Genomic DNA, 21,904 nt, shown 5'->3' with positions numbered 1-21,904 from the left:
ATTTGGTTGGTTGCGGCCAACCAAAGGAGCTCGGTTGAAGCCTTACTTGCTGGCGACCGTCTCTGGCTGCCAGCCGCCACCCAGGGCCTTGTAGATGGCGACGATGCCACGGTACAGGTCGACCTCGGCCTGGGCCTGGGAGTCTTCGGCGGCCAGGCGTTCGCGCTGGGCGTCGAGCAGCACCAGGAAGTCGACGGTGCCTTCGCGGTAGCGGATTTCCGCCAGGTCCGCCGCGGCGCGGCTCGACTCGCTCTGGCGAATCAGCGAGATCAGCCGTTGCTGGCGCTTGCCGTAATCGCTGAAAGCGTTTTCCGACTCTTCCAGGGCCAGCAGCACTTGCTGCTCGTAGGTCGCCAGGGCGCCATCGGCGTCGGCGTTGGCGCCACGCAGGCGGGCGCGCACGCTACCCAGGTCGAAGGCGGCCCAGGTAATGCTCGGGCCCAGGGCCCAGGCATTGGCGGCCGAGGAACCGATCTGCGAACCACGGCCGGCGGTGAAGCCGAGGAAGCCGCTGAGGCTGACCCGGGGGAACAGGTCGGCCTTGGCCACGCCGATCCGCGCGGTGGCGGCGGCCAACTGGCGTTCGGCGCTGAGAATGTCCGGACGGCGTTGCAGCAGTTCGCCCGGGTCGCCGATCGGCAAGGCCTTGGCAATCGCTGGCAGCTGCGCGGGCTTGAGGTCGACACTGAGCTTGTCCGGACGCTCGCCCAGCAGGGTGGCGATACGGTTGCGCTGGCGCACCTGTTCGGCCTGCAGTTGCGGCACGCTGGCTTCTACCGCGGCCAGGCGCGCATCGGCGCGGACCACGTCGAGCTGGTCGCCGACGCCGGCGTCGCGCAGGCTTTCGGTGATCTTGCGCGACTCCTGCTGGTTGGTCAGGTTGGCCAGGGCGATCTTCTCCCGCAGCTGGGCGCCGCGCAGTTGGCCGTAGGCATCCACCAGCTCGGCAATCATGGTGACTTGCAGCTGGTAGAGGTCGGCCTCGGCGGCCTGCTGGTCGGCTTCGCTGGCTTCCAGGTTGCGCTGGATGCGGCCGAACAGGTCCAGTTCCCAGGCCATGTCCAGGCCCAGGTCGTAGCGTTCGCTGTTGACCCGGCTGGTGGTCTGGCCGGGGATCTGACCCTTGGCCAGGTCACTGCTGGCGCGGCTGGTGATGGTCGGCATCGCATCGTTGCTGGCGTCGTCGCGAATCGCCCGGGCGGCCCGCAGGCGGGCGAAGGCCACGCGCAACTCACGGTTGCCCTGCAGGGACTGGGTCACCAGCTGGTTGAGCACCGGGTCGTCGAACTGCTGCCACCAGATACCTTCGAAACGCGCGCGGTCGAAATTCTTCTGGCCCGCGGCGCCGTCGGTGGCGGCCGTGATGTTGGCCGCCTCGGTAGTCGGGGTCTGGTAGTCCGGGCCGACGGCACAGGCACTCAGGGCCAGTACCAGCAAGCTCGGCAGGAAGACTTTCAAACTCATTGTTGCGCCTCCAGTTTCAGGGCTCGGGTCGCTTTGCGGGCTTCGCTGCGCTCCACATAGTTGCGGATCAGGACGTAGAACACCGGGGTCAGCAGCAGGCCGAAGAAGGTCACCCCGAGCATCCCGGAGAACACCGCGACACCCATGGCATGACGCATTTCCGCACCCGCGCCGCTGGAGAACACCAGGGGCACCACACCCATGATGAAGGCGAACGAGGTCATCAGGATCGGCCGCAGACGCAGGCGGCAGGCTTCCAGTACCGCGGCCAGCGGGTCGAGGCCTTCTTCCTGTTTGTCCTTGGCGAACTCGACGATCAGGATCGCGTTCTTACATGCCAGGCCCACCAGTACGATCAGGCCGATCTGGGTAAAGATGTTGTTGTCGCCACCGGACAGGATCACCCCGGTGATGGCCGACAGCAGGGTCATGGGCACGATCAGGATCACCGCCAGCGGCAGGCTCCAGCTCTCGTATTGCGCCGCCAGTACCAGGAACGCCAGCAGCACGCAGAGCGGGAAGACGAACAGCGCGGTGTTACCGGCAAGGATCTGCTGGTAGGTCAGCTCGGTCCATTCGTAGGTCATGCCGTTGGGCAGTTCTTCCTTGAGCAGTTTCTCGATCGCCGCTTCCGCCTGGCCGGAGCTGTAGCCCGGTGCGGCCGCGCCGTTGATTTCCGCGGTGACGAAGCCGTTGTAGTGCATCACGCGGTCGGGGCCCGAGGTATCGCTGACCTTGATGAAGGTCGCCAGCGGGATCATCTCGCCCTTGTTGTTGCGTACTTTCAGCTGGCCGATCTGCTCGGCTTCGAGACGGAACTGCTGTTCGGCCTGGACGTTGACCTGGTAGGTACGGCCAAAACGGTTGAAGTCGTTGGCGTACAGCGAGCCCAGGTAGACCTGCAGAGTGTCGAAGATATCGCTGATGGCCACGCCGTGGGTCTTGGCCTTTTCCCGGTCGATAGCCGCATCGACCTGAGGCACGTTGACCTGATAGCTGGTGAACAGCCCGGCCAGTTCCGGCACGCTGCGACTCTTGGTGATGACGTTCTGCACTTCCTTATACAGCTCTTCGTAGCCCATGCCGCTGCGGTCCTCGACCTGCAGGCGGAAGCCGCCAATGGTCCCCAGGCCCTGTACCGGCGGCGGTGGGAAGATCGCCATGTAGGCTTCCTGGATATCGGCGTACTTGCCGTTCAGGGCGCCGGCGATGGCTCCGGCGGACATGCTCGGGTCCTTGCGCTCGTCGAAAGGCTTGAGGGTCACGAACACGATGCCGTTGTTCGGGCTGTTGGTGAAACCGTTGATCGACAGGCCCGGGAAGGCTACCGCGCTTTCCACGCCCGGTTGCTTCAGGGCGATGTCGGACATGCGCTTGATCACGTCCTCGGTGCGGTCCAGGCTCGCGGCGTCCGGCAGTTGGGCGAAGGCCACCAGGTATTGCTTGTCCTGGGCCGGGACGAAGCCCATTGGCGTGTGGGCGAAGCCGAACCAGGTCAGTACCATCAGGCCCGCGTAGAGGAACAGGGCGATGCCGCTGCCACGAATCACCCGGCGCACGGTGCCGACGTAGCCATTACTTGCCCGGTCGAAGAAACGGTTGAAGGGTTTGAACAGCCAGCCACCCAGCAGCTTTTCGAGGAGCCGGGAGAAGCGGTCCTTCGGTGCGTGGTGTTCCTTGAGCAAGACCGCGGCCAGGGCCGGCGACAGGGTCAGGGAGTTGAAGGCCGAGATCACCGTGGAGATCGCGATGGTCAGGGCGAACTGCTTGTAGAACTGCCCGGTCAGGCCGCTGATGAAGGCCGCCGGCACGAACACCGCGCAGAGCACCAGGGCGGTGGCGATGATCGGCCCGGTCACTTCGCGCATGGCACGCTTGGTGGCTTCCACCGGGTTCAGGCCGAGGCCGATATTGCGCTCGACGTTTTCCACCACGACGATGGCATCGTCCACCACGATACCGATGGCCAGCACCAGCCCGAACAGCGACAGGGCGTTGAGCGAGAAGCCAAATAGATGCATCACGGCAAAGGTACCGATCAGCGAGACCGGCACCGCCACCAGCGGGATGATCGAGGCGCGCCAGGTCTGCAGGAACAGGATCACCACCAGCACCACCAGGATCAGCGCTTCGAACAGGGTATGCACCACTGCCTCGATGGAGCCACGCACGAAGATGGTTGGGTCGTAGACGATGCTGAAGTCCATGCCTTGCGGGAAGCTCTGCTTCAGCTCCGTCATCTTGGCCCGCACTTCGTTGGAGATCTGGATGGCGTTGGAGCCAGGGCGCTGGAAGATCGGGATCGCCACCGCCGGCTGGTTGTTCAGCAGCGAACGCAGGGCGTACTGGTTGGAACCCAGCTCGACCCGGGCGATGTCTTTCAGGCGAGTGATCTCGCCGTTGTCGCCGGAGCGAATGATGATGTTCTCGAACTCTTCCTCGGTCACCAGGCGACCCTGGGTGTTGACCGACAGCTGGAAGCTGGTGGCGCTCGGCGCGGGCGGGGCGCCCAGGGTACCGGCGGCGACCTGGCGGTTCTGCTCGCGAATGGCGGTGACCACGTCGGTGGCGGTCAGGTTGCGCGAAGCGGTCTTGTTCGGATCGAGCCAGACCCGCAGCGAGTAGTCGCCCATGCCGAACAGCTGCACGTCGCCGACGCCGCCCAGCCGCGCCAGCTCATCCTTGATGTTGAGGATGGCGTAGTTGGACAGGTAGAGCATGTCGTAGCGTTTGTCCGGCGAGGTCAAGTGCACGACCATGGTCAGGTCGGGCGATGCCTTGTCCACGGTGATACCGATGCGCGTCACCTCTTCAGGCAGCTTGGGCTCGGTCCGGGTCACGCGGTTCTGCACCTGCACCTGGGCGTTGTCCAGGTCGGTACCCAGGGCGAAGGTGATGGTCAGGGTGATCTTGCCGTCGGCGGTGGACTGCGAGGACATGTAGAGCATGTTCTCGACGCCGGTGATGGCCTGCTCCAGGGGCGCGGCCACGGTTTCGCCGATGACTTTCGGGTTGGCGCCCGGGAAGTTGGCGCGCACCACCACGGTCGGCGGTACCACTTCCGGGTATTCGCTGATGGGCAGCTGGAACAGCGAGATGGAGCCGGCGATCAGGATCATCAGCGACAGCACCGCTGCGAAGATCGGCCGTGAAATGAAGAATTGGGAGAAATTCATCTTGAGTCTTTTCCCTTAACCGCGTGGAGTCGCAGCGCTGGCCAGTTTCGCAGCCGCTTCAGGCGCGCCCTTGGCGGGGGCGACTTGAGGCAGGTTGCTGGCTTCCAGGGCTTGTCGTTGTTGCGCCAGGGCGGCGAGGGTTTCCTTGCTGGCCATCGGCACCACTTCAGGGCTGACCGGCGCGCCCGGACGGGCTCGCTGCAGACCCTTGACGATGATGGTGTCGTCCTTGTTCAGGCCGTTGCGCACAATGCGCAGGCCTTCGATCTTCGGCCCCAGCTCGACGGCGCGGTACGCCGGCTTGTTGTCGGCGTCCATCACCAGCACGAACTTCTTGCCCAGGTCGGTACCCACCGCTTCGTCGCTGATCAGCATGGCGGAGTAGGTGCCGCTGCCCACCAGTTTCAGGCGCGCATAGAGGCCCGGGGTGTAGCTGCCGTCGCTGTTGTCGAACACCGCGCGACCGCGGATGGTGCCGGTCTGCGGGTTGACCTGGTTGTCGACGAAGTTCATCTGGCCCAGGTGCGGGTGGCCATCTTCATTGGACAGGCCGAGGTAGACCGGAGTGGTCTGGCCACGTTGGCCCTGGCGGGCGAGCTGGGTGTACTTGAGGTACACACGCTCGTCGGCGTCGAAGTAGGCGTAGACCTTGTCGGTGGAGACCACGCTGGTCAGCGGGGTGACGTCGGCGGTCACCAGGTTGCCGGCGGTGATTTCCGCGCGGCTGACGCGACCGCTGATGGGCGCGCTGACCCGGGTGAAGCTCAGGTTGAGCTTGGCCACGTCCAGTTGCGCCTGGATCGCGTCGACCCCGGCGCGGGCTTCCTGGGCGGCGCTGGTGCGGGTGTCGGCCAGTTCGGCGGAAATCGCGTTGCTGGTCAGCAGGCGCTGGCCGCGCTGGGCTTCATTGGCACTGCGGGTGGCGGTGGCCCGGGCTTGTTGCAACTGGGCTTCCAGGCGGCGCACTTCGGCCTGGAACGGCCGTGGGTCGATCTGGAACAGCAGGTCGCCTTTTTTCACCAGGGCGCCTTCGGTGAAGGCCACCTGATCGATCTGGCCGGAAACCCGTGGGCGGATCTGCACGGTTTCGGGCGCCTCGAGGCGACCGGTGAACTCGTCCCATTCGTTGACCGGTTGCTCCAGCACCTTGGCCACGCTGACTTTGGCGGCGGGCATATTGGCGGCCGTCTCCGGTGCCTTGCCACAGGCGCTCATCACCAGCACAGCCAATAATGCGAGAGGGAAGCGTAAGTGTTTGAGTGACTGTTCCATGGATCATCCGCCAATGTATTTGAGATGGGCGGATGATGCTCGGCAGGGGTTGTATCGCACGAATCGAATGAGCCGAAGGTAACTATCATTCGGAATGATATAAGCGCGATGAAAGCCCTCTAGCATGCACCTTTCGTTAGGGTGCTATCAATTCCTTAAACGGAATTTCATTGTTTCCGGGATTGCAAGGGTGGCAGGCGGAGCGCGGGGAGGGGACTCATCCTGGCGCGAGCCGTCGTGGGCCGACCCACGGCTTTTGCACCCGACTGAAAAGCAGCATTTGCCCCGCTGGAGCGAGCCGGCTCGCGGTACGCCTGGGTTGCGAGGGAGAGGGCTTCGGCAGGTGCGTTACGCCAGGCTTGTCTTTAAATGCAAATTTTGCATATTAAGTTATTCCTAAAATGACTTTTACAACGCTCCTCGGTGTCGTTAGCTTATAGGCTGTGGTTTTTAAGGTTTCTTCTTATATAACCAAATAAATGACAGCCCCGACTTTCGACTTCCTGGAGATTGCCTTGCGTACACTTCTGCAACTGGCCGCCGCCGCGCTGGCCGCGTCCATCAGCCTCGGTGCCTCGGCGCTCACCCTCACCGTCGGCGACCAAAGCTACAACACCCGCGCGGTGATGGATGCCGCCGGCGTGCTCGACAACCTGCCTTATACCCTGGAGTGGAAGCAGTTCACCGCCGGCTCGCCGGTGGCCGAAGCGCTGAACTCCGGCAGCCTCGACCTCGGGTTGCTGGGGGATGCGCCACCGCTGTTCCTCGGTGCCCTGGGGGCGCCGATCAAGGTGATCGCGGTCACCCAGCAGAATCTTTCCGGGGTGGCCATCGTGGTCAACCAGGATTCGCCGATCAAGACCGTCGCCGACATCCGCGGCAAACGCGTGGCGATCTGGAAGGGTTCCTGGAGCCAGCAACTGCTGTTCAGCGCGCTGGACAAGGCCGGCGTGCCCCGTGACGCAGTGGACATCCGCTACCTCAGCGCCCTCGATGCCTTCCATGCGCTGGAAGGCGGCTCGGTGGATGTGATTGCCACCTGGGAACCCTACGTGACGCAACAGGAGCGGCGCGGCGGCCGGGTGATCGCCACGGCGCAAGGGCTGATCCCGGCGCAGAGTTTCGTGGTTGGCAACAACCGTTCCCTGGAAGAAAAACGCGCGGCCATCGGCGACTTCCTGCAACGACTGAAAAAAGCCCGGGCCTGGAGCATCAACGATCCCGCCCATAGCGAGGCCTATGCCGATGCCTGGGCCGAGCGCACCCGCGCCGATCGCGAGATCGCCCGCGCCTGGTTCCGTCGGGCGAAAACCGACGTGGGGCCGATCCGCCCGCAGAACATCGCCGACGCCCAGAAGACCGTGGATTTCTTCAGTGGCATTGGCCTGATCAAGTCCTACCCGGCCGCCAGCCTGTTCGACACTTCCTTTAATGCCGCCTTGCAGAATCCTTCTGTGACGCTTCAGGCCGCGCCGTAACCACCAAGGACCTTCCATGAGCACACGACAACTGAAACTGGGCGCCCTGACCATGGGCGTCGGTGGCCCCGGCCGGCACAACCTGTGGCTGGACCCCGAATTGCCGGCCGACGCCAGCGTCAATATCGACTGGTACATCGACATTGCGCGCCAGGCCGAGGCGGCGTTGTTCGACCTGATCTTCATCGTCGACAGCCAGTTCATCACCCCGGGTTCGCCGCCCCATTACCTGAATCGCCTGGAACCGCTGACGCTGCTCTCGGCCCTGGCGGTGAGCACGCGGCATATCGGCCTGGTGGGCACGCTCACCACTTCCTATAACGAACCGTTCAACGTCGCCCGCCGCCTGGCCTCGCTGGACCTGATCAGCAAAGGCCGCGCTGGCTGGAACGTGGTCACCAGCGGCGACGCCGGCACCGCCGGCAACTACGGGCGTGACGAGCACTACGACTACGACACCCGCTATGGCCGGGCCCGGGAGCATGTGCAGGTGGTGCAGGGCTTGTGGCAGTCCTGGGAGGACGATGCTTTCGTCCGGGATCGTGCCAGCGGGCGTTATTTCGACCCGGCCAAGCTGCATGCGCTGAATCACAAGGGCGAGCATTTTTCCGTGGTCGGGCCGCTCAACCTGCAACGCTCGCCGCAAGGCCAGCCGGTGATCTTCCAGGCGGGTGACTCCGAACAGGGGCGTGAGCTGGGCGCGGCGATTGCCGACGTGGTCTTCACCCATGCCCCGAGCCTGGAGCAGGGCCAGGCGTTCTATCGGGAAATCAAGGAGCGCGCGCTGCGCCAGGGCCGCGATCCCGAGCAGGTGCTGGTGCTGCCGGGGGCCGAGGTGTTCGTTGGCGATAGCGACGAGCAGGCGCGAGAGCTCGAACGCCATTATCACGCGGCCGATCACAGCTTCGAGCAGGCCCTGCTGGAGTTCGGCCGTTCCTTTGGCTGGCACGACTTCAGCCAGTACGAACTGGATGCACCTTTCCCGGCCCAGGCCCTGGAGTTCGCCCGCAGCAGCTTTTTCACGGTGGCCAAGCGCATCACCGAGCGCGCGGTCAGCGAAGGGCTCAGCCTGCGCCAGGCGGTGCAGGCCTCCCGGCAATTGCGCCCTGGTGCCTTTGTCGGCAGCGCCGAAACCGTCGCGGCGAAGATGAGTGAGTGGTTCGAGGCGCGGGCCGTGGACGGTTTCAACATCTATATCGGCCACCCGGGGCAATTTCGCCGGTTCACCGAGGAAGTGGTGCCCTTGCTCCAGGCGCGTGGGGTGTACCGCCGCGAATACCCGGGCAGCACCTTGCGCGAAAACCTCGGGCTGAGGATTCCGCGCAATCTGCGCTGATGCACAGAAACCCCAAATAGCCAGAGAGTTTTTTGCTCTCTAGCAACCACAAAAATCATAATTTCGGCATTTCCCGCCTTCTCCCAGAATGCGTCCTACACCTCCCACGGCTGCCTACGTGGGATCACTCAGTAGGGCGCAGACATGACAACCCATAAAACAACAATCGATACGCTTGTAGTGGGCGCCGGCCAAGCCGGCGTGGCCATGAGCGAACACCTGAGCCGCCTGGGCGTGCCGCACCTGGTGCTGGAACGCAACCGCATCGCCGAAGCCTGGCGCACCGGCCGCTGGGATTCGCTGGTGGCCAACGGCCCGGCCTGGCACGACCGCTTTCCTGGCCTGGAATTCGCAGGCCTGGACCCCGATGCCTTTGCCGGCAAGGACCAGGTGGCCGACTACTTCGAAACCTACGCGCGCAAATTCAACGCACCGATCCGTACCGGCGTCGAAGTCAGGAAGGTGGTGCGTAACGCCGCCCGACCGGGCTTCACCGTGGACACCAGTGAGGGTGTGATCGAAGCCCGGCAAGTGGTGGTGGCCACCGGTCCGTTCCAGTGCCCGGTGATCCCGCCGATCGCCCCGCAAGATCAGCGCGTGCTGCAGATGCATTCGGCCGCTTACCGCAATCCGCAACAGCTGCCCGAAGGCGCGGTGCTGGTGGTGGGCGCAGGCTCCTCGGGGGTGCAGATCGCCGATGAGCTGCAACGCGCCGGCAAGCAGGTCTACCTCTCGGTCGGGGCCCATGACCGTCCGCCGCGGGCCTACCGCAACCGTGATTTCTGCTGGTGGCTGGGGGTGCTCGGCGAGTGGGATGCCGAGACCATGCAGCCGGGCAAGGAGCACGTAACCATCGCCGTCAGCGGCGCCCGTGGCGGGCACACCGTGGACTTCCGTCGGCTGGCCCACCAGGGCATGACCCTGGTCGGCCTGACCAAGGCCTTCGATAACGGGGTGGTCAGCTTCGAGGCCAACCTGGCGGAGAACATTGCCCGCGGCGACGAAAACTACCTGGCGCTGCTCGACGCCGCCGATGCCTACATCGCCCGCAACGGTTTGGACCTGCCGGAGGAGCCCGAAGCCCGGGTGATGCTGCCGGACCCGCCGTGCCTGACCCAGCCGCTCCTCGAACTCGACCTGGCCAAGGCCGGCGTCGGCACCATCATCTGGGCCACAGGTTATTCGGTGGACTACAGCTGGCTGCAGGTCGATGCCTTCAAGGACAACGGCAAGCCCCGCCACCAGCGCGGCGTGTCCAGCGAGCCCGGGGTCTATTTCGTCGGCCTGCCGTGGCTGTCGCGCCGCGGCTCGGCGTTTATCTGGGGGGTGTGGCACGACGCCCGGCACATCGCCGAGCACATCGTCAAACAGCGGCTGTATTTCGATTACCGCGACGCCGCGCAGCGTCAAGCCGACCGCGAATCCTCCATTGAATCCACCAGCCTCATGGGAGCCCGCTGATGCCTACTCATACCCGCATCCGCATGTTCAACACCAAAGACACCTACCCGAACCAGAGCCTGGACAACGACCTGTGCCAGGCCGTGCGCGCCGGCAACACCGTGTATGTGCGCGGCCAGGTCGGCACCGATTTCAATGGCCAACTGGTCGGCCTCGGCGATCCGCGGGCCCAGGCCGAACAGGCCATGCGCAACGTCAAGCAACTGTTGGAGGAGGCCGGCAGCGACCTGAGCCATATCGTCAAGACCACCACCTACCTGATCGACCCGCGTTACCGCGAGCCGGTCTACCAGGAGGTCGGCAAGTGGCTCAAGGGCGTGTTTCCGATCTCCACCGGGCTGGTGGTCAGCGCCCTGGGTCAGCCGCAGTGGCTGATGGAAATCGACGTGATCGCGGTTATCCCCGAATAAGGAGTTCGCCATGACTTTCTCCATCGTTGGCCGCTGCGCCGAAACCGGCCAGCTGGGCATTGCCATCAGCTCGTCGAGCATCGCTGTAGGCGCCCGCTGCCCCTGGCTGCGCAGCGGCGTGGGCGCGGTGTCGAGCCAGAACATCACCTTGCCGGCCCTCGGCCCCCAGGTGCTCGACGGCCTGGGCGAAGGCCTGGCACCCGCGCAGGCCCTGGACCAGGCACTGACCCGCAACGGCTACAGCCAGTACCGCCAGGTGGCGGTGGTGGATGCCCAGGGGCGCACGGCTGTGTTCAGCGGCAATCATGCACTGGGCATTAACAATGCCGTGGCCGGTGAGCAGTGCGTGGCGGCCGGCAACCTGCTGGCCAACAGCACAGTGATCGAGCGCATGGTCGAGGCCTTCGAAAGCAGCGAAGGCTGCCTGGCGGCGCGGCTGCTCAGCGCGCTGCAGGCCGGGCAGGACGCCGGGGGCGAGGCGGGTGCGGTGCATTCGGCGGCGCTGTCGGTGGTCGGCGAGCTGGTCTGGCCGATCGTCGACCTGCGGGTGGACTGGGCCGAGGCCAACCCCATCGGCGAACTGCAGAAACTCTGGAACGCCTACGAGCCGCAACTGCAGGACTACCTGACCCGCGCCCTCAATCCGACCCTGGCGCCGAGCTACGGAGTGCCGGGCGATGAGTGAGCTGCGCAGCCGCACCTTGCTGGCCAGGCTGGTGGGCTTTGCCACGGTCAGCCGCGATTCGAACCTGGCCTTGATCGAGTTCGTCCGCGACTACCTGCAGGGCCTGGGCGTGAGCTGCGAGCTGATCTACAACGCCGAGCGGACCAAGGCCAACCTGCTGGCCAGCATCGGCCCGGCGGTGGAGGGCGGCGTGGTGCTGTCGGGCCACACCGATGTGGTGCCGGTGGATGGCCAGCCGTGGACGGTGGAGCCCTTCAGCCTGACCGAGCACGACGGCAAGCTCTACGGGCGTGGCACCGCCGACATGAAAGGCTACCTGGCCTCGGTGCTGGCCGCGGTGCCGCTGTTTCTCGACAGCCCACTGCGCCGGCCGGTGCACCTGGCGTTCTCCTATGACGAGGAGGTCGGTTGCCTCGGCGTGCGCAGCCTGCTGGAAGTGCTGCCACAGCGCATTCCCCAGCCGGCGCTGTGCCTGATCGGCGAGCCCACCGAGCTCAAACCGGTGCTCGGCCACAAGGGCAAGCTGGCCATGCGTTGCCATGTGCACGGCGCGCCGTGCCATTCGGCCTATGCGCCTTACGGGGTCAACGCCATCGAGCAGGCAGCGCGGCTGATCGGCCGGCTGGGGGAGATCGGCCAGCGCCTGGCGGCCCCCGAACATCACGACGTCCGCTTCGACCCGGCGTTCTCCACCGTGCAGGTCGGGGTGATCCAGGGCGGCACGGCGCTGAATATCGTTCCGGCCGACTGCCGCTTCGACTTCGAGGTGCGTGCCTTGCCGGCCTTCGAGCCCCAGGCGGTGGTGGACGAACTGCAAGGTTATGCCGAACAGGAGCTGTTGCCGGCGATGCAGGCAATCAAGGCCGACACGGCGATCCGCTTCGAAGCGATCTCGGCTTACCCAGGTTTGGCCACCGCACCTGAAAGCGCCGCCGCGCAGTTGGTGGCGCAACTCTGTGGCAGCGCGGCCTTCAGCACCGTGGCCTTTGGCACCGAAGGCGGGCTGTTCCATCAGGCCGGCATTGCGGCGGTGGTCTGCGGCCCCGGCAGCATGGACCAGGGCCACAAGCCGGACGAATTCGTCAGCGTCGAGCAGATGGCGGCCTGTGACCGGCTGATGGACCGCCTGGCCGAATACCTCTGCAACCCTTCATGACAACTCATAAGAACAAGGAATCCGCGGTGAAAGATTTCAACGAGTGGAAAGCCCTGGCGCAACGGCAACGCCTGATCGACAGCGCCTTTATCGAAGGCCAGGCGTGCCAGGCCGAGAGCGGCGCGCGTTTCGATGTGGTCAACCCGGCCACCGAGAAACTCCTGGCCCAGGTGGCCGCCTGCGGTGAGGTCGAGGTCGACCGGGCGGTGCGCAGCGCCCGTCGTGCGTTCGAGCAGGGCCCCTGGGCCAGGATGGCGCCGGGCGAGCGCAAGGCGATCCTGCTGCGCCTGTCGCGGCTGATGCTGGAGCACCGTGACGAACTGGCCTTGCTCGACTCCCTGAGCATGGGCAAGCCGGTGATGGATGCCTGGAACATCGACGTGCCGGGCGCCGCCCAGGTGTTCGCCTGGTACGGCGAAAGCCTCGACAAGCTCTATGACCAGGTGGCGCCGAGCGCCAGCAATGTCCTGGCGACCATCACCCGGGTGCCGCTGGGGGTGATCGGCGCGGTGGTGCCGTGGAACTTCCCGCTGGACATGGCCGCCTGGAAGCTGGCCCCGGCCCTGGCCGCCGGCAACAGCGTGGTGCTCAAGCCGGCCGAGCAGTCGCCGTTCTCGGCCCTGCGCCTGGCGGAGCTGGCCATCGAAGCCGGCATTCCCAAGGGTGTGCTCAACGTGGTGCCGGGCCTGGGCGAGGAGGCCGGTCGTGCCCTGGGCCTGCATATGGACGTGGATGCCCTGGTGTTCACCGGTTCCACCGAGGTGGGCAAGTACTTCATGCAATACGCCGCGCAATCGAACCTCAAACAGGTCTGGCTGGAGTGCGGCGGCAAGAGCCCGAACCTGGTGTTCGCCGATTGCCAGGACCTGGACCTGGCGGCCGAAAAAGCCGCATTCGGCATCTTCTTCAACCAGGGCGAAGTCTGCTCGGCCAACTCGCGCCTGCTGGTACAGCGCTCGATCGCCGACGCGTTCATCGAGCGCCTGGTGGCCAAGGCGCGCCAGTGGCAGCCGGGCAATCCGCTTGACCCGGCGAGCCGGGCAGGGGCCATCGTCGATGCGCGGCAGGCGCAGCGCATCAAGCGGTACATCGAGCAGGCCCAGGCCGAGGGCGCGCAACTGGTGTGCGGCGGTCGGCAACTGAGCTTCGACGGCTCGAGCAACTTCATCGAACCGACCATCTTCACTGGCGTGACCGCCGACATGACCCTGGCCCGCGAAGAAGTGTTCGGCCCGGTTCTGGCGGTCACGCTGTTCGATGACGAAGACCAGGCGGTGGCCCTGGCCAACGAGCACATCTATGGCCTGGCCGCGTCGCTGTGGACCGACGATCTGAACCGCGCGCATCGAGTGTCACGGCGGCTGAATGCCGGGACGGTGTCGGTGAATACCGTCGATGCGCTGGATGTGACGGTGCCCTTTGGCGGCGGCAAGCAGTCGGGTTTTGGCCGCGACCTGTCGCTGCATTCGTTCGACAAGTACACCCAGCTGAAAACCACCTGGATTCAACTGCGGGGCTGAGGGCCACAAGGCCGTCCCGAGAGCAGCACCGATCTTCAAAAAAATAGAACAACAAGACGGAGCAACCGATGAACAGCAATGCAAGCGTGCAAACCGGCGCCATGGCGCCGCCCGCGAGTCGCAACAAACTCGGCCTCACCGCGCTGTTGGCGGTGGCCATCGGCCTGGTGGTTTCACAAGGCGTGATGGTGCTGATGTTGCAAGGCGTCGGTATCGCCGGCCTGGGCTTTATCGTGCCCCTGGGCCTGGCCTACCTGCTGGCCCTGAGCTACGCCTGTTCGTTCTCCGAGCTGGCGCTGATGATCCCCCGTGCCGGTAGCCTGAGTACCTACACCGAGGTCGCCATCGGCCAGTTCCCGGCGATCCTGGCGACCTTTTCCGGCTACGTGGTGGTGGCGATGTTCGCCCTGTCGGCCGAGCTGTTGCTGATGGAGTTCATCATCGACAAGGTCTACCCGCACTCGATGCCGCCGCTGACCGTGGCCCTGGGGGTACTGGCGCTGTTCACTGTGCTCAACCTGTTCAACATCGACATCTTCGCCCGCCTGCAGACGGTGCTGGCGGTGGTGATGACCGTGGTCTTGCTGGTGATGGGCCTGAGCGCGATGAACAGCGACATAGTCGCGCCCAACCCGACGCTGTTCGACAGCGCGCATTGGAATCCCCTGGGCCTGGGAGTGATCGCCCTGACGGCGATGGCGGTCTGGGGTTTTGTCGGCGCCGAGTTCGTCTGCCCGCTGGTGGAAGAAACCCGGCGCCCGGAGCGCAATATCCCCGGCTCGATGATGCTCGGCCTGACCATCATCTTCGTGATCATCAGCCTGTACGCCCTGGGTGCCTTGCTCACCGTGCCCCAGGCGGAACTGGCCAGCAACGGCCTGCCGCATTACCTGTTCGCCACCACGGTGTTCGGCGAGGCGGGCAAGGTGTTCCTGGTGACCGCGGCGATCACCGCCACCTGCAGCACCCTCAACAGTTCGCTGGCGGCGATCCCGCGCATGCTGTTCGGCATGGCCCGCAATGGCCAGGCGTTCGGCGTGTTCAAGCGCCAGGGCAAACGCACCGGCGCGCCCTGGGTGGCGGTGCTGTTCATTGCCGCGGTCACCGGCCTGCCGTTGCTGTTGATGCACGACCATGCCGACGCGATCAACCAGCTGCTGCTCTCGGCGGCCCTGGCCTGGCTGCTGGCCTACATCATCACCCACGTCAACGTCATCGCCCTGCGCCGGCGCTACCCGCAGGTGGCGCGGCCGTTCCGCACGCCGTTCTACCCCTTGCCGCAGCTGTTCGGTATCGCCGGCATGCTGTTTGCGATCTGGAATGTGTCGCCCAGCCCGGAGATGACCTTTTCGATTTTTGCCTATGCCGGCCTGGTGCTGCTGATCGTCTCGATCATCGCCGTGCTGTGGATCAAGGGCGTGATGGGCAAGCCGCTGTTCAAGCCGGAGCCGCTGGCCAGCGTGCTCGGCACCCTCGATAAAAAACCGCAAGGAGACTCGCAATGACCGTTCAAGTGAAACCCGTCCGCAGCACCGGCGACTACCAGGCCGCGGATGCCGCGCACCACATTCATGCGTTCCTCGACCAGAAGGCGCTGAACGCCGAAGGGCCGCGGGTGATAGTGCGCGGTGAGGGCCTGGCGCTCTGGGACAACGACGGCAAGCGCTACCTGGACGGCATGTCGGGCCTGTGGTGCACCAACCTCGGCTACGGCCGCAAGGACCTCGCCGCCGCCGCCAGCCAGCAGCTCGAACAGTTGCCGTACTACAACATGTTCTTCCACACCACCCACCCGGCGGTGGTCGAGCTGTCGGAACTGCTGTTCAGCCTGCTGCCCCAGCACTACAGCCACGCGATCTACACCAACTCCGGCTCCGAGGCCAACGAGGTGCTGATCCGTACCGTGCGCCGCTACTGGCAGATCCTCGGCAAGCCGCAGAAGAAGATCATGATCGGCCGCTGGAACGGCTACCACGGCTCGACCCTCGGCGCCACGGCGCTGGGCGGGATGAAGTTCATGCACGACATGGGCGGGGTGATCCCGGACGTGGCGCACATCGACGAGCCGTACTGGTTCGCCCACGAAGGCGACCTGAGCCCGGCCGAATTCGGCCTGCGCGCGGCGCGGCAGCTGGAAGAGAAGATCCTCGAACTGGGTGCCGACAACGTTGCTGCCTTCGTTGCCGAACCCTTCCAGGGCGCCGGGGGCATGATCTTCCCGCCGGAGAGCTACTGGCCGGAGATCCAGCGCATCTGCCGCCAGTACGACGTGCTGCTGTGCGCCGATGAAGTGATCGGCGGTTTCGGCCGCACCGGCGAGTGGTTCGCCCACCAGCATTTCGGTTTCGAGCCCGACACCCTGTCGATCGCCAAGGGCCTGACCAGCGGCTACATCCCCATGGGCGGGCTGATCCTGTCCAGGCGCATGGCCGAGGTGCTGGTGGAGCAGGGCGGGGTGTTCGCCCACGGCCTGACCTATTCCGGCCACCCGGTGGCGGCGGCGGTGGCCATCGCCAACCTCAAGGCCCTGCGCGACGAAGGCATTGTCAGCCGGGTCAAGCAGGAGACCGGGCCTTACCTGCAGCGCTGCCTGCGCGAAGTCTTCGACAACCACCCGTTGATTGGCGAAGTGCAGGGCGCCGGGTTGGTGGCGGCTTTGCAGTTCGCCGAAGACAAGGCCAGCCGCAAGCGCTTCGCCAATGAGAACGACATGGCCTGGCGTTGCCGCACCATCGGCTTCGAAGAGGGCCTGATCATCCGCTCGACCCTGGGCCGGATGATCATGGCCCCGGCCCTGGTGGCCAGCCACGCCGACATCGATGAACTGGTCGACAAGACCCGTACCGCCGTAGACAGGACCGCCCGCGAATACGGTCGCCTGTAAGCCCAAAAGCGGCCGGCGTGCGCGGGCGCGTCGGCCTATTAGAGGAACCGCTTCATGTCCAGATCCTTGCGTTGCTGTGTTCCCTTTGCCCTGGCCCTGTTGTGCACCGCTGTTGCGGCCGCACCGCAGAGCCTCACCGTCATCTCCTTTGGCGGTGCCACCAAGCAGGCCCAGGACAAGGCCTACTTCCAACCTTTCACCGCCAGCGGCGCAGGACGCGTGGTCGCCGGCGAATACAACGGGGAGCTGTCGAAAATCAAGGCCATGGTCGATGTCGGCCATACCAGTTGGGACGTGGTCGAAGTCGAAAGCCCGGAGCTGCTGCGCGGCTGTGACGAAGGCTTGTTCGAACGCCTCGACCCGGCGCGCTTCGGCGACCCGGCGCAGTTCGTGCCGGGGACCCTGAGCGAATGCGGGGTGGCCACCTATGTCTGGTCGATGGTCATGGCCTACGACCAGGACAAGCTGGCCAAGGCGCCGACCTCCTGGGCGGATTTCTGGAACGTCGCCGACTTCCCCGGTAAGCGCGGCTTGCGCAAGGGCGCCAAGTACACCCTGGAAATCGCCTTGCTCGCCGACGGGGTCAAGCCGGACCAGCTGTACCAGGTGCTGGGCACTCCCGAGGGCGTGACTCGGGCGTTCGCCAAGCTCGACCAGATCAAGGGCAATATCCAGTGGTGGGAGGCGGGCGCGCAGCCGCCGCAATGGCTGATCGCCGGCGATGTGGTGATGAGCGCGGCCTACAACGGCCGGATCGCCTCGGCGCAGAAGGAAGGCATGAAACTGAGCATCGTCTGGCCGCAGAGCCTGTACGACCCGGAGTACTGGGCGGTGGTCAAGGGCACGCCGAACAAGGCGCTGGCCGAAGACTTCATCGCCTTCGCCAGCCAGCCGCAGACCCAGAAGGTGTTCTCCGAAGAGATCCCCTACGGGCCGGTGCACCGTGACGCGCTGGGGCTGCTGCCGACGGCGGTGCAACAGCAGTTGCCTACCGCCGAGGCCAACCTGGCCGGGGCGCGGGCCGTGGACGCGGAGTTCTGGGTGGACCACGGCGAGGAACTGGAGCAGCGCTTCAACGCCTGGGCGGCGCGCTGAAACAGACTGACTGGGAGCGGTTGAATCCGCTCCTGGTAAGTTCGCCCCTCAGGCCAGCCAGGCCTTGAACTGTTCCTTGCAGTAATCGACGAACAATTGCGCAGGCTTGGTCAGCTGCGCTCGTTTCAGCCAGCCGGCCACCAGCGCGGAACCGGTGACATCCTCGGCAATTTCCACACAGACCACTTCCTGGCCGTCGTAGGTGCTGTTGCCATGGGGCCTGGTCACCAGCAAGGCAAAGCCGAACCCCTGGCCGACCATGCCGCGGACCATCTCGATCGACGGCGAGCCGAAGACGATATTCGGCGTCAGCTGCAACTCCTCGAAGATACTCACGAAGTAGGTGCGGCTGGGCTGCACATCCAGCAGGATCATCGGCTCCAGGACCAGGTCGCGCAGTGACACCTGGGCCTGCCCGGCAAAACGGTGCCCGGCCGGCACCAGGGCATAAGGCCGTTGCGGCGCCATCAGCGCCTCGGTCTCGATGGTGCTGTCCAGGTCGTGTTCGTAGAAGATCGCCAGGTCGAAGCGCCCGCCGGTCAAACCCTGCACCAGCTCCTGCTGCTCGCCGTCCTGCAGGCGGATCTCCACTCCGGGAAAGCGCTCGCGAAAACCGGCGATCAGCCGTGGCAGGTAGAGCGGGGCGACCGTCTCGAAGCAACCGATATCGATCTGCCCGCACACCACATCATTGTCGGCCAGGGCGTTCTGCTCGAACTCATGGGCCATGCGCAGCAGTTCCTGGGCCTTGCGGTAGAAACGCGCGCCGCCGGGCGTCAGGGACACGCCCTGGGCGTGATGACGGATCAGCAACTGCACGCCAAAGCTGTCTTCCAGCCCCTTGACCGCCGTGGAAATCGACGGCTGGGCGATATACAGCTTGCGCGACGCCTCGGCGACGCTGCCACATTCGACGGTGGTGACGAAGTACTTCAATTGACGCAAGGAATAGGACGCCACAGTGCACCTCTGGCTGATTGTTTGGCTCCACGATACCCGCTCCGCAGGCCGGCGCTGCAGCAGATTTTGCTGGGTAGTGGGCATATTTTCGCTGGGTACTACCAGTGGTTTTCAGTGTGCCGGTGCCGTTGGCGGCATGGGGTGGCTTGTGCTTTACCCATGACACTGGCAAGCGCCGCCTGAACGTGTAGGACTTTTACTTCAAGGTGGGTAGGAGAACTACGGGTATACTGGTTATATATCCAGTATTTTCGGGCGATTCCTTTGCCAGCGCGATGCAGAACGAAAAATGGGTGCGTGGACAGAAAATCCAGCTCGGTTAATTTGAAGACCTCTCCTTTGGAAAGGGAGAGTTTCTTAAATCAATGGAGCAATAAACATGAACAAACCACAAACCCAATCGCCGCTTCGCCACGGTCGCGTCACGTCCCCAGCCTCCCGCGGCGCAGTCGCCATCGACCTGGGCCTGCTGGGCGGCTGGCAGGTCAATGAAATGGAAGGCGGCAAGAACTTCCCGGCCCTGGCTGCAGGTCCGTTCCCTGCACCGTTCGAGACGGACAACCCAAGCGTCGCGCCGCCGGCCGATGGCTTCATCCTCAGCGGTGGCAAGGCCGATGCCCGGGACTGCGTCAACTTCACCGATGAGGAAATGAGCAAGAAGCTCAACCGCGCCTTCACCTGGCCGATGCTCAACGTCGACCCAGGCCAGATCTTCAAGGTGACCTGGCAGTACACCGCGCCGCATACCACCCGTGGCTATCGCTGGCTGATCACCAAGGACGGCTGGGATCCGAAACAGCGCATCAGCCGCGCCCAACTGGAGGCCAAACCTTTCGCCGAGGACTTCTATCCGCAGGTGCCTTACTACAGCCACGCCGGCGAATTGAAGGCCAAGGTCGATCACGAAGTGAAACTGCCTGCCAATAAAAAGGGCCGTCACGTGATTGTCCTGATGTGGATCGTGGCCAATACCGGCAACGCCTTCTATCAGGCCTTCGACGTCGACTTCAAATAAGTCTGCGGATCGTCCAAACGTTCTGAAGGATTAGAACATGTCAAAGATTGACTTTACCCAACTGAAAACGACGCAGGATGATGCCGCGTCGCGGATGCCGAGCCTGGATGGCAAGAAAATCCTCATGGGCTACTGGCACAACTGGCCGGCCGGCCCCTCGGACGGCTACCAGCGCGGGCAGTTTGCCAATATGAACCTGGAAGATGTGCCCCGGGACTACAACGTGGTGGCCGTGGCGTTCATGAAAGGCAGCGGCATTCCGACGTTCAAGCCGTACAACCTGTCCGATGCCGAGTTTCGTCGCCAGGTAGGCGTGCTGAACAGCCAGGGCAGGGCGGTGCTGATGTCCCTGGGGGGCGCTGACGCTCATATCGCATTGAACCCGGGCCACGAACAGCCACTGGCCAATGAAATCATCCGTCTGGTGGAAACCTACGGCTTTGATGGGCTGGACATCGATCTTGAACAGAGCGCGATTGATTTCGCCAGCAACAAGACCGTCCTGCCTGCCGCGCTGAAGCTGGTCAGGGCCCACTATGCTGCCGAGGGCAAGCATTTCATCATCAGCATGGCACCGGAGTTCCCCTATCTGACCACTGCCGGTCGATACGTCGACTACCTCAAGGCGCTGGAGGGCTACTACGACTTCATCGCGCCGCAGTTCTACAATCAGGGCGGCGATGGCCTCTGGGTTCAGGAGGCCAACAACGGCAAGGGGGCCTGGATTGCCCAGAACAACGATGCCATGAAAGAGGACTTCCTCTATTACCTGACCGAAAGCCTGGTGAGTGGCACCCGCGGTTTCACCAAGATTGCGGCTGACAAATTCGTCATTGGCCTGCCCGCCAACGTCGATGCCGCTGCCACCGGATACGTGATCAACCCGACGACCGTTTCCAATGCGTTCAAACGCCTTTATGCCAAAGGGTTGTCGATCAAGGGCCTGATGACCTGGTCGGTCAACTGGGACAGCGGGGTCAACAAGGACCACGTGCCCTACAACCAGGAATTCAGCCGGCGCTACGGGCCGTTGATCAACGGTGGCAAGCTGTCCCCCTCGACGCAGGAGGAGTCCCACCCGCAGAGCACCCACTAGCGCAGGATCAAGGAGACATCCGGCAGACGTGCCTGATGCTCGACAGTCAAGCCGATCGACTTGATCGCTGAGGGCAAGCAATGAAAATCCGGTGCCGGAAGGCATCGGATTTTTTTTGCAGATGAGGCCTTCAGAGGCTATCCGGATCCCCTGATCCTGGCGGCGGGCGGCAGCGTGGAGGGCCCGAATATCGGGCCATTGCAGCCGCTGCGCAGCAGTGCCGGCGACCTGCTTGCGCAGGCGTTCAACTGATGAAGATGATCTTCGACACCAACTCTGCGCTGTTCTTGGCCTGAAGCTTCTTCATCAACCGGGCGCGGTGGACTTCCACGGTGCGGTGGGAAATGCCCAGCTTGCGCGCCACTTCCTTGCAGGTCAGGCCATTGACGATATGCAGCGAGATCTCCCGTTCGCGCGGGGTCAACTGGATCATCGGCGCCGGTTGGCGGTCCAGGCGCTCGAAATGCCAGACCATCAGCTTGAACGGATCCTCGACAGTCAGGGAAAAACCGTGGGCGCGGGCCCAGAACACCTCGCCGTTGCGATGCTGCATGAAGCGCTCGTCGGAGTAGAAGGCGCCGGGCCCGTTGCGCAGCCAGTGCTCGCTGCGTTCGCCGATGCTCTGGTAGTCGGCCTGGGAGGGGTACAACAGCAGGGTCAGATGGCCTTGCAAGTGTTCGCGTTCGTAGCCGAACAGGCGAACGAAGGCCTGGTTGCAGTCGAGCATCCGGCGATGCCCGGTGATCATCTGTGGTGCGGGGGAAACCTGGAAGGCCAGGCGCTCGAGGTCCTGGAATTGCTGGGCGTATGGGGTCATCAGGCATCCTGCCTCGGGTTTATCGGTGCGTCCCTTTTTTTGGGGGGGGGAGGGTACTACTTACTGCCGTACGTAGTTG

The 21,904-nt window shown here is 64.4% G+C and carries 16 protein-coding genes and 1 pseudogene; 12 read left to right on the top strand and 5 right to left on the bottom strand.

All coding sequences use genetic code 11. The features are described 5' to 3' along the window. Positions 1-42: 42 nt before the first annotated feature. From J4D52_RS12660 to mexE, 3 genes are read right to left on the bottom strand one after another with little or no spacing between them, the layout of a single operon-like run. The gene (locus tag J4D52_RS12660) at positions 43-1,464 is read right to left on the bottom strand and encodes an efflux transporter outer membrane subunit (RefSeq protein ID WP_063431185.1); all 1,422 of its coding nucleotides are present in this window, start codon (positions 1,462-1,464) and stop codon (positions 43-45) included. Beyond that, complete coding sequence (locus tag J4D52_RS12655; RefSeq protein ID WP_025808697.1) at positions 1,461-4,640, bottom strand: efflux RND transporter permease subunit; 3,180 nt, start codon at positions 4,638-4,640, stop codon at positions 1,461-1,463. Before J4D52_RS12655 ends, J4D52_RS12660 begins: the two co-directional genes overlap by 4 nt. Before the next feature lie 15 nt (positions 4,641-4,655). Further along, positions 4,656-5,912 (bottom strand): multidrug efflux RND transporter periplasmic adaptor subunit MexE, encoded by a 1,257-nt coding sequence (gene mexE, locus J4D52_RS12650; RefSeq protein ID WP_025808698.1) that lies wholly within the window; start codon positions 5,910-5,912, stop codon positions 4,656-4,658. Positions 5,913-6,427: 515 nt separating this feature from the next. Here mexE and J4D52_RS12645 point away from each other — a divergent pair. From J4D52_RS12645 to J4D52_RS12600, 10 genes are all read left to right on the top strand, one after another. Then, positions 6,428-7,390 (top strand): ABC transporter substrate-binding protein, encoded by a 963-nt coding sequence (locus J4D52_RS12645; protein ID WP_102676715.1) that lies wholly within the window; start codon positions 6,428-6,430, stop codon positions 7,388-7,390. Positions 7,391-7,406: 16 nt separating this feature from the next. Further along, a complete protein-coding gene (locus tag J4D52_RS12640; protein WP_025808700.1) occupies positions 7,407-8,726 on the top strand; it encodes an LLM class flavin-dependent oxidoreductase in 1,320 nt (439 codons plus the stop codon). Between the two features lie 144 nt (positions 8,727-8,870). Continuing rightward, on the top strand, positions 8,871-10,187 hold the full coding sequence (locus J4D52_RS12635) for an NAD(P)/FAD-dependent oxidoreductase (protein ID WP_063431177.1): 1,317 nt from the start codon (positions 8,871-8,873) through the stop codon (positions 10,185-10,187). Then, positions 10,187-10,597 (top strand): RidA family protein, encoded by a 411-nt coding sequence (locus J4D52_RS12630; RefSeq protein WP_007924833.1) that lies wholly within the window; start codon positions 10,187-10,189, stop codon positions 10,595-10,597. Before J4D52_RS12635 ends, J4D52_RS12630 begins: the two co-directional genes overlap by 1 nt. Before the next feature lie 10 nt (positions 10,598-10,607). Next, entirely contained in the window at positions 10,608-11,282 is a 675-nt protein-coding gene (locus J4D52_RS12625) for a DUF1028 domain-containing protein (protein ID WP_102676716.1), read from the top strand. Beyond that, positions 11,275-12,438: an acetylornithine deacetylase gene (gene argE, locus J4D52_RS12620; RefSeq protein ID WP_102676717.1), complete on the top strand. Its 1,164-nt coding sequence runs from the start codon at positions 11,275-11,277 to the stop codon at positions 12,436-12,438. The genes J4D52_RS12625 and argE overlap by 8 nt, the downstream gene beginning before the upstream one ends. 26 nt (positions 12,439-12,464) lie before the next feature. After that, positions 12,465-13,958 carry an aldehyde dehydrogenase gene (locus tag J4D52_RS12615; protein ID WP_102676718.1) on the top strand — a complete coding sequence of 498 codons (1,494 nt, stop codon included), beginning with the start codon at positions 12,465-12,467 and terminating at the stop codon, positions 13,956-13,958. Positions 13,959-14,026: 68 nt separating this feature from the next. Next, positions 14,027-15,463, top strand: coding sequence for an APC family permease (locus tag J4D52_RS12610; RefSeq protein WP_102676719.1), 1,437 nt, complete (start codon positions 14,027-14,029; stop codon positions 15,461-15,463). Then, positions 15,460-16,842 carry an aspartate aminotransferase family protein gene (locus tag J4D52_RS12605; RefSeq protein ID WP_102676720.1) on the top strand — a complete coding sequence of 461 codons (1,383 nt, stop codon included), beginning with the start codon at positions 15,460-15,462 and terminating at the stop codon, positions 16,840-16,842. The genes J4D52_RS12610 and J4D52_RS12605 overlap by 4 nt, the downstream gene beginning before the upstream one ends. A gap of 54 nt (positions 16,843-16,896) precedes the next feature. Further along, positions 16,897-17,937, top strand: coding sequence for an ABC transporter substrate-binding protein (locus tag J4D52_RS12600; protein ID WP_063431164.1), 1,041 nt, complete (start codon positions 16,897-16,899; stop codon positions 17,935-17,937). Between the two features lie 48 nt (positions 17,938-17,985). Here J4D52_RS12600 and J4D52_RS12595 read toward each other — a convergent pair whose 3' ends face one another. Next, on the bottom strand, positions 17,986-18,897 hold the full coding sequence (locus J4D52_RS12595; RefSeq protein ID WP_025808708.1) for a LysR substrate-binding domain-containing protein: 912 nt from the start codon (positions 18,895-18,897) through the stop codon (positions 17,986-17,988). Between the two features lie 379 nt (positions 18,898-19,276). Between J4D52_RS12595 and J4D52_RS12590 the strand changes: the two genes are divergently transcribed. Further along, positions 19,277-19,912, top strand: a complete 636-nt coding sequence (locus J4D52_RS12590) for a lytic polysaccharide monooxygenase auxiliary activity family 9 protein (protein ID WP_063431162.1) — start codon at positions 19,277-19,279, stop codon at positions 19,910-19,912. A 37-nt stretch (positions 19,913-19,949) separates the two neighbouring features. Beyond that, positions 19,950-20,960: pseudogene (locus J4D52_RS12585) on the top strand (chitinase); the annotation flags it as partial. Positions 20,961-21,252: 292 nt separating this feature from the next. Here the strand turns inward: J4D52_RS12585 and J4D52_RS12580 are convergent. Continuing rightward, positions 21,253-21,825 carry a LuxR C-terminal-related transcriptional regulator gene (locus J4D52_RS12580; protein WP_102676722.1) on the bottom strand — a complete coding sequence of 191 codons (573 nt, stop codon included), beginning with the start codon at positions 21,823-21,825 and terminating at the stop codon, positions 21,253-21,255. Positions 21,826-21,904 lie beyond the last annotated feature (79 nt).

Origin of the sequence: Pseudomonas sp. GW460-12-10-14-TSB1 (assembly GCF_017349775.1) — a bacterium.
Lineage (GTDB): Bacteria > Pseudomonadota > Gammaproteobacteria > Pseudomonadales > Pseudomonadaceae > Aquipseudomonas > Aquipseudomonas piscium.
The sequence above is the reverse complement of the archived record's forward strand: the minus strand, read 5'-3'. Positions and strand labels throughout refer to the sequence as shown.

What these genes read in the sequence shown, in the direction of transcription:
- J4D52_RS12660 (WP_063431185.1), bottom strand. Translation starts at nt 1,464, where the DNA reads ATGAGTTTGAAAGTCTTCCTGCCGAGCTTGCTGGTACTGGCCCTGAGT.
- J4D52_RS12655 (WP_025808697.1), bottom strand. Translation starts at nt 4,640, where the DNA reads ATGAATTTCTCCCAATTCTTCATTTCACGGCCGATCTTCGCAGCGGTG.
- mexE (WP_025808698.1), bottom strand. Translation starts at nt 5,912, where the DNA reads ATGGAACAGTCACTCAAACACTTACGCTTCCCTCTCGCATTATTGGCT.
- J4D52_RS12640 (WP_025808700.1), top strand. Translation starts at nt 7,407, where the DNA reads ATGAGCACACGACAACTGAAACTGGGCGCCCTGACCATGGGCGTCGGT.
- J4D52_RS12635 (WP_063431177.1), top strand. Translation starts at nt 8,871, where the DNA reads ATGACAACCCATAAAACAACAATCGATACGCTTGTAGTGGGCGCCGGC.
- J4D52_RS12630 (WP_007924833.1), top strand. Translation starts at nt 10,187, where the DNA reads ATGCCTACTCATACCCGCATCCGCATGTTCAACACCAAAGACACCTAC.
- J4D52_RS12625 (WP_102676716.1), top strand. Translation starts at nt 10,608, where the DNA reads ATGACTTTCTCCATCGTTGGCCGCTGCGCCGAAACCGGCCAGCTGGGC.
- argE (WP_102676717.1), top strand. Translation starts at nt 11,275, where the DNA reads ATGAGTGAGCTGCGCAGCCGCACCTTGCTGGCCAGGCTGGTGGGCTTT.
- J4D52_RS12610 (WP_102676719.1), top strand. Translation starts at nt 14,027, where the DNA reads ATGAACAGCAATGCAAGCGTGCAAACCGGCGCCATGGCGCCGCCCGCG.
- J4D52_RS12605 (WP_102676720.1), top strand. Translation starts at nt 15,460, where the DNA reads ATGACCGTTCAAGTGAAACCCGTCCGCAGCACCGGCGACTACCAGGCC.
- J4D52_RS12600 (WP_063431164.1), top strand. Translation starts at nt 16,897, where the DNA reads ATGTCCAGATCCTTGCGTTGCTGTGTTCCCTTTGCCCTGGCCCTGTTG.
- J4D52_RS12590 (WP_063431162.1), top strand. Translation starts at nt 19,277, where the DNA reads ATGAACAAACCACAAACCCAATCGCCGCTTCGCCACGGTCGCGTCACG.
- J4D52_RS12580 (WP_102676722.1), bottom strand. Translation starts at nt 21,825, where the DNA reads ATGACCCCATACGCCCAGCAATTCCAGGACCTCGAGCGCCTGGCCTTC.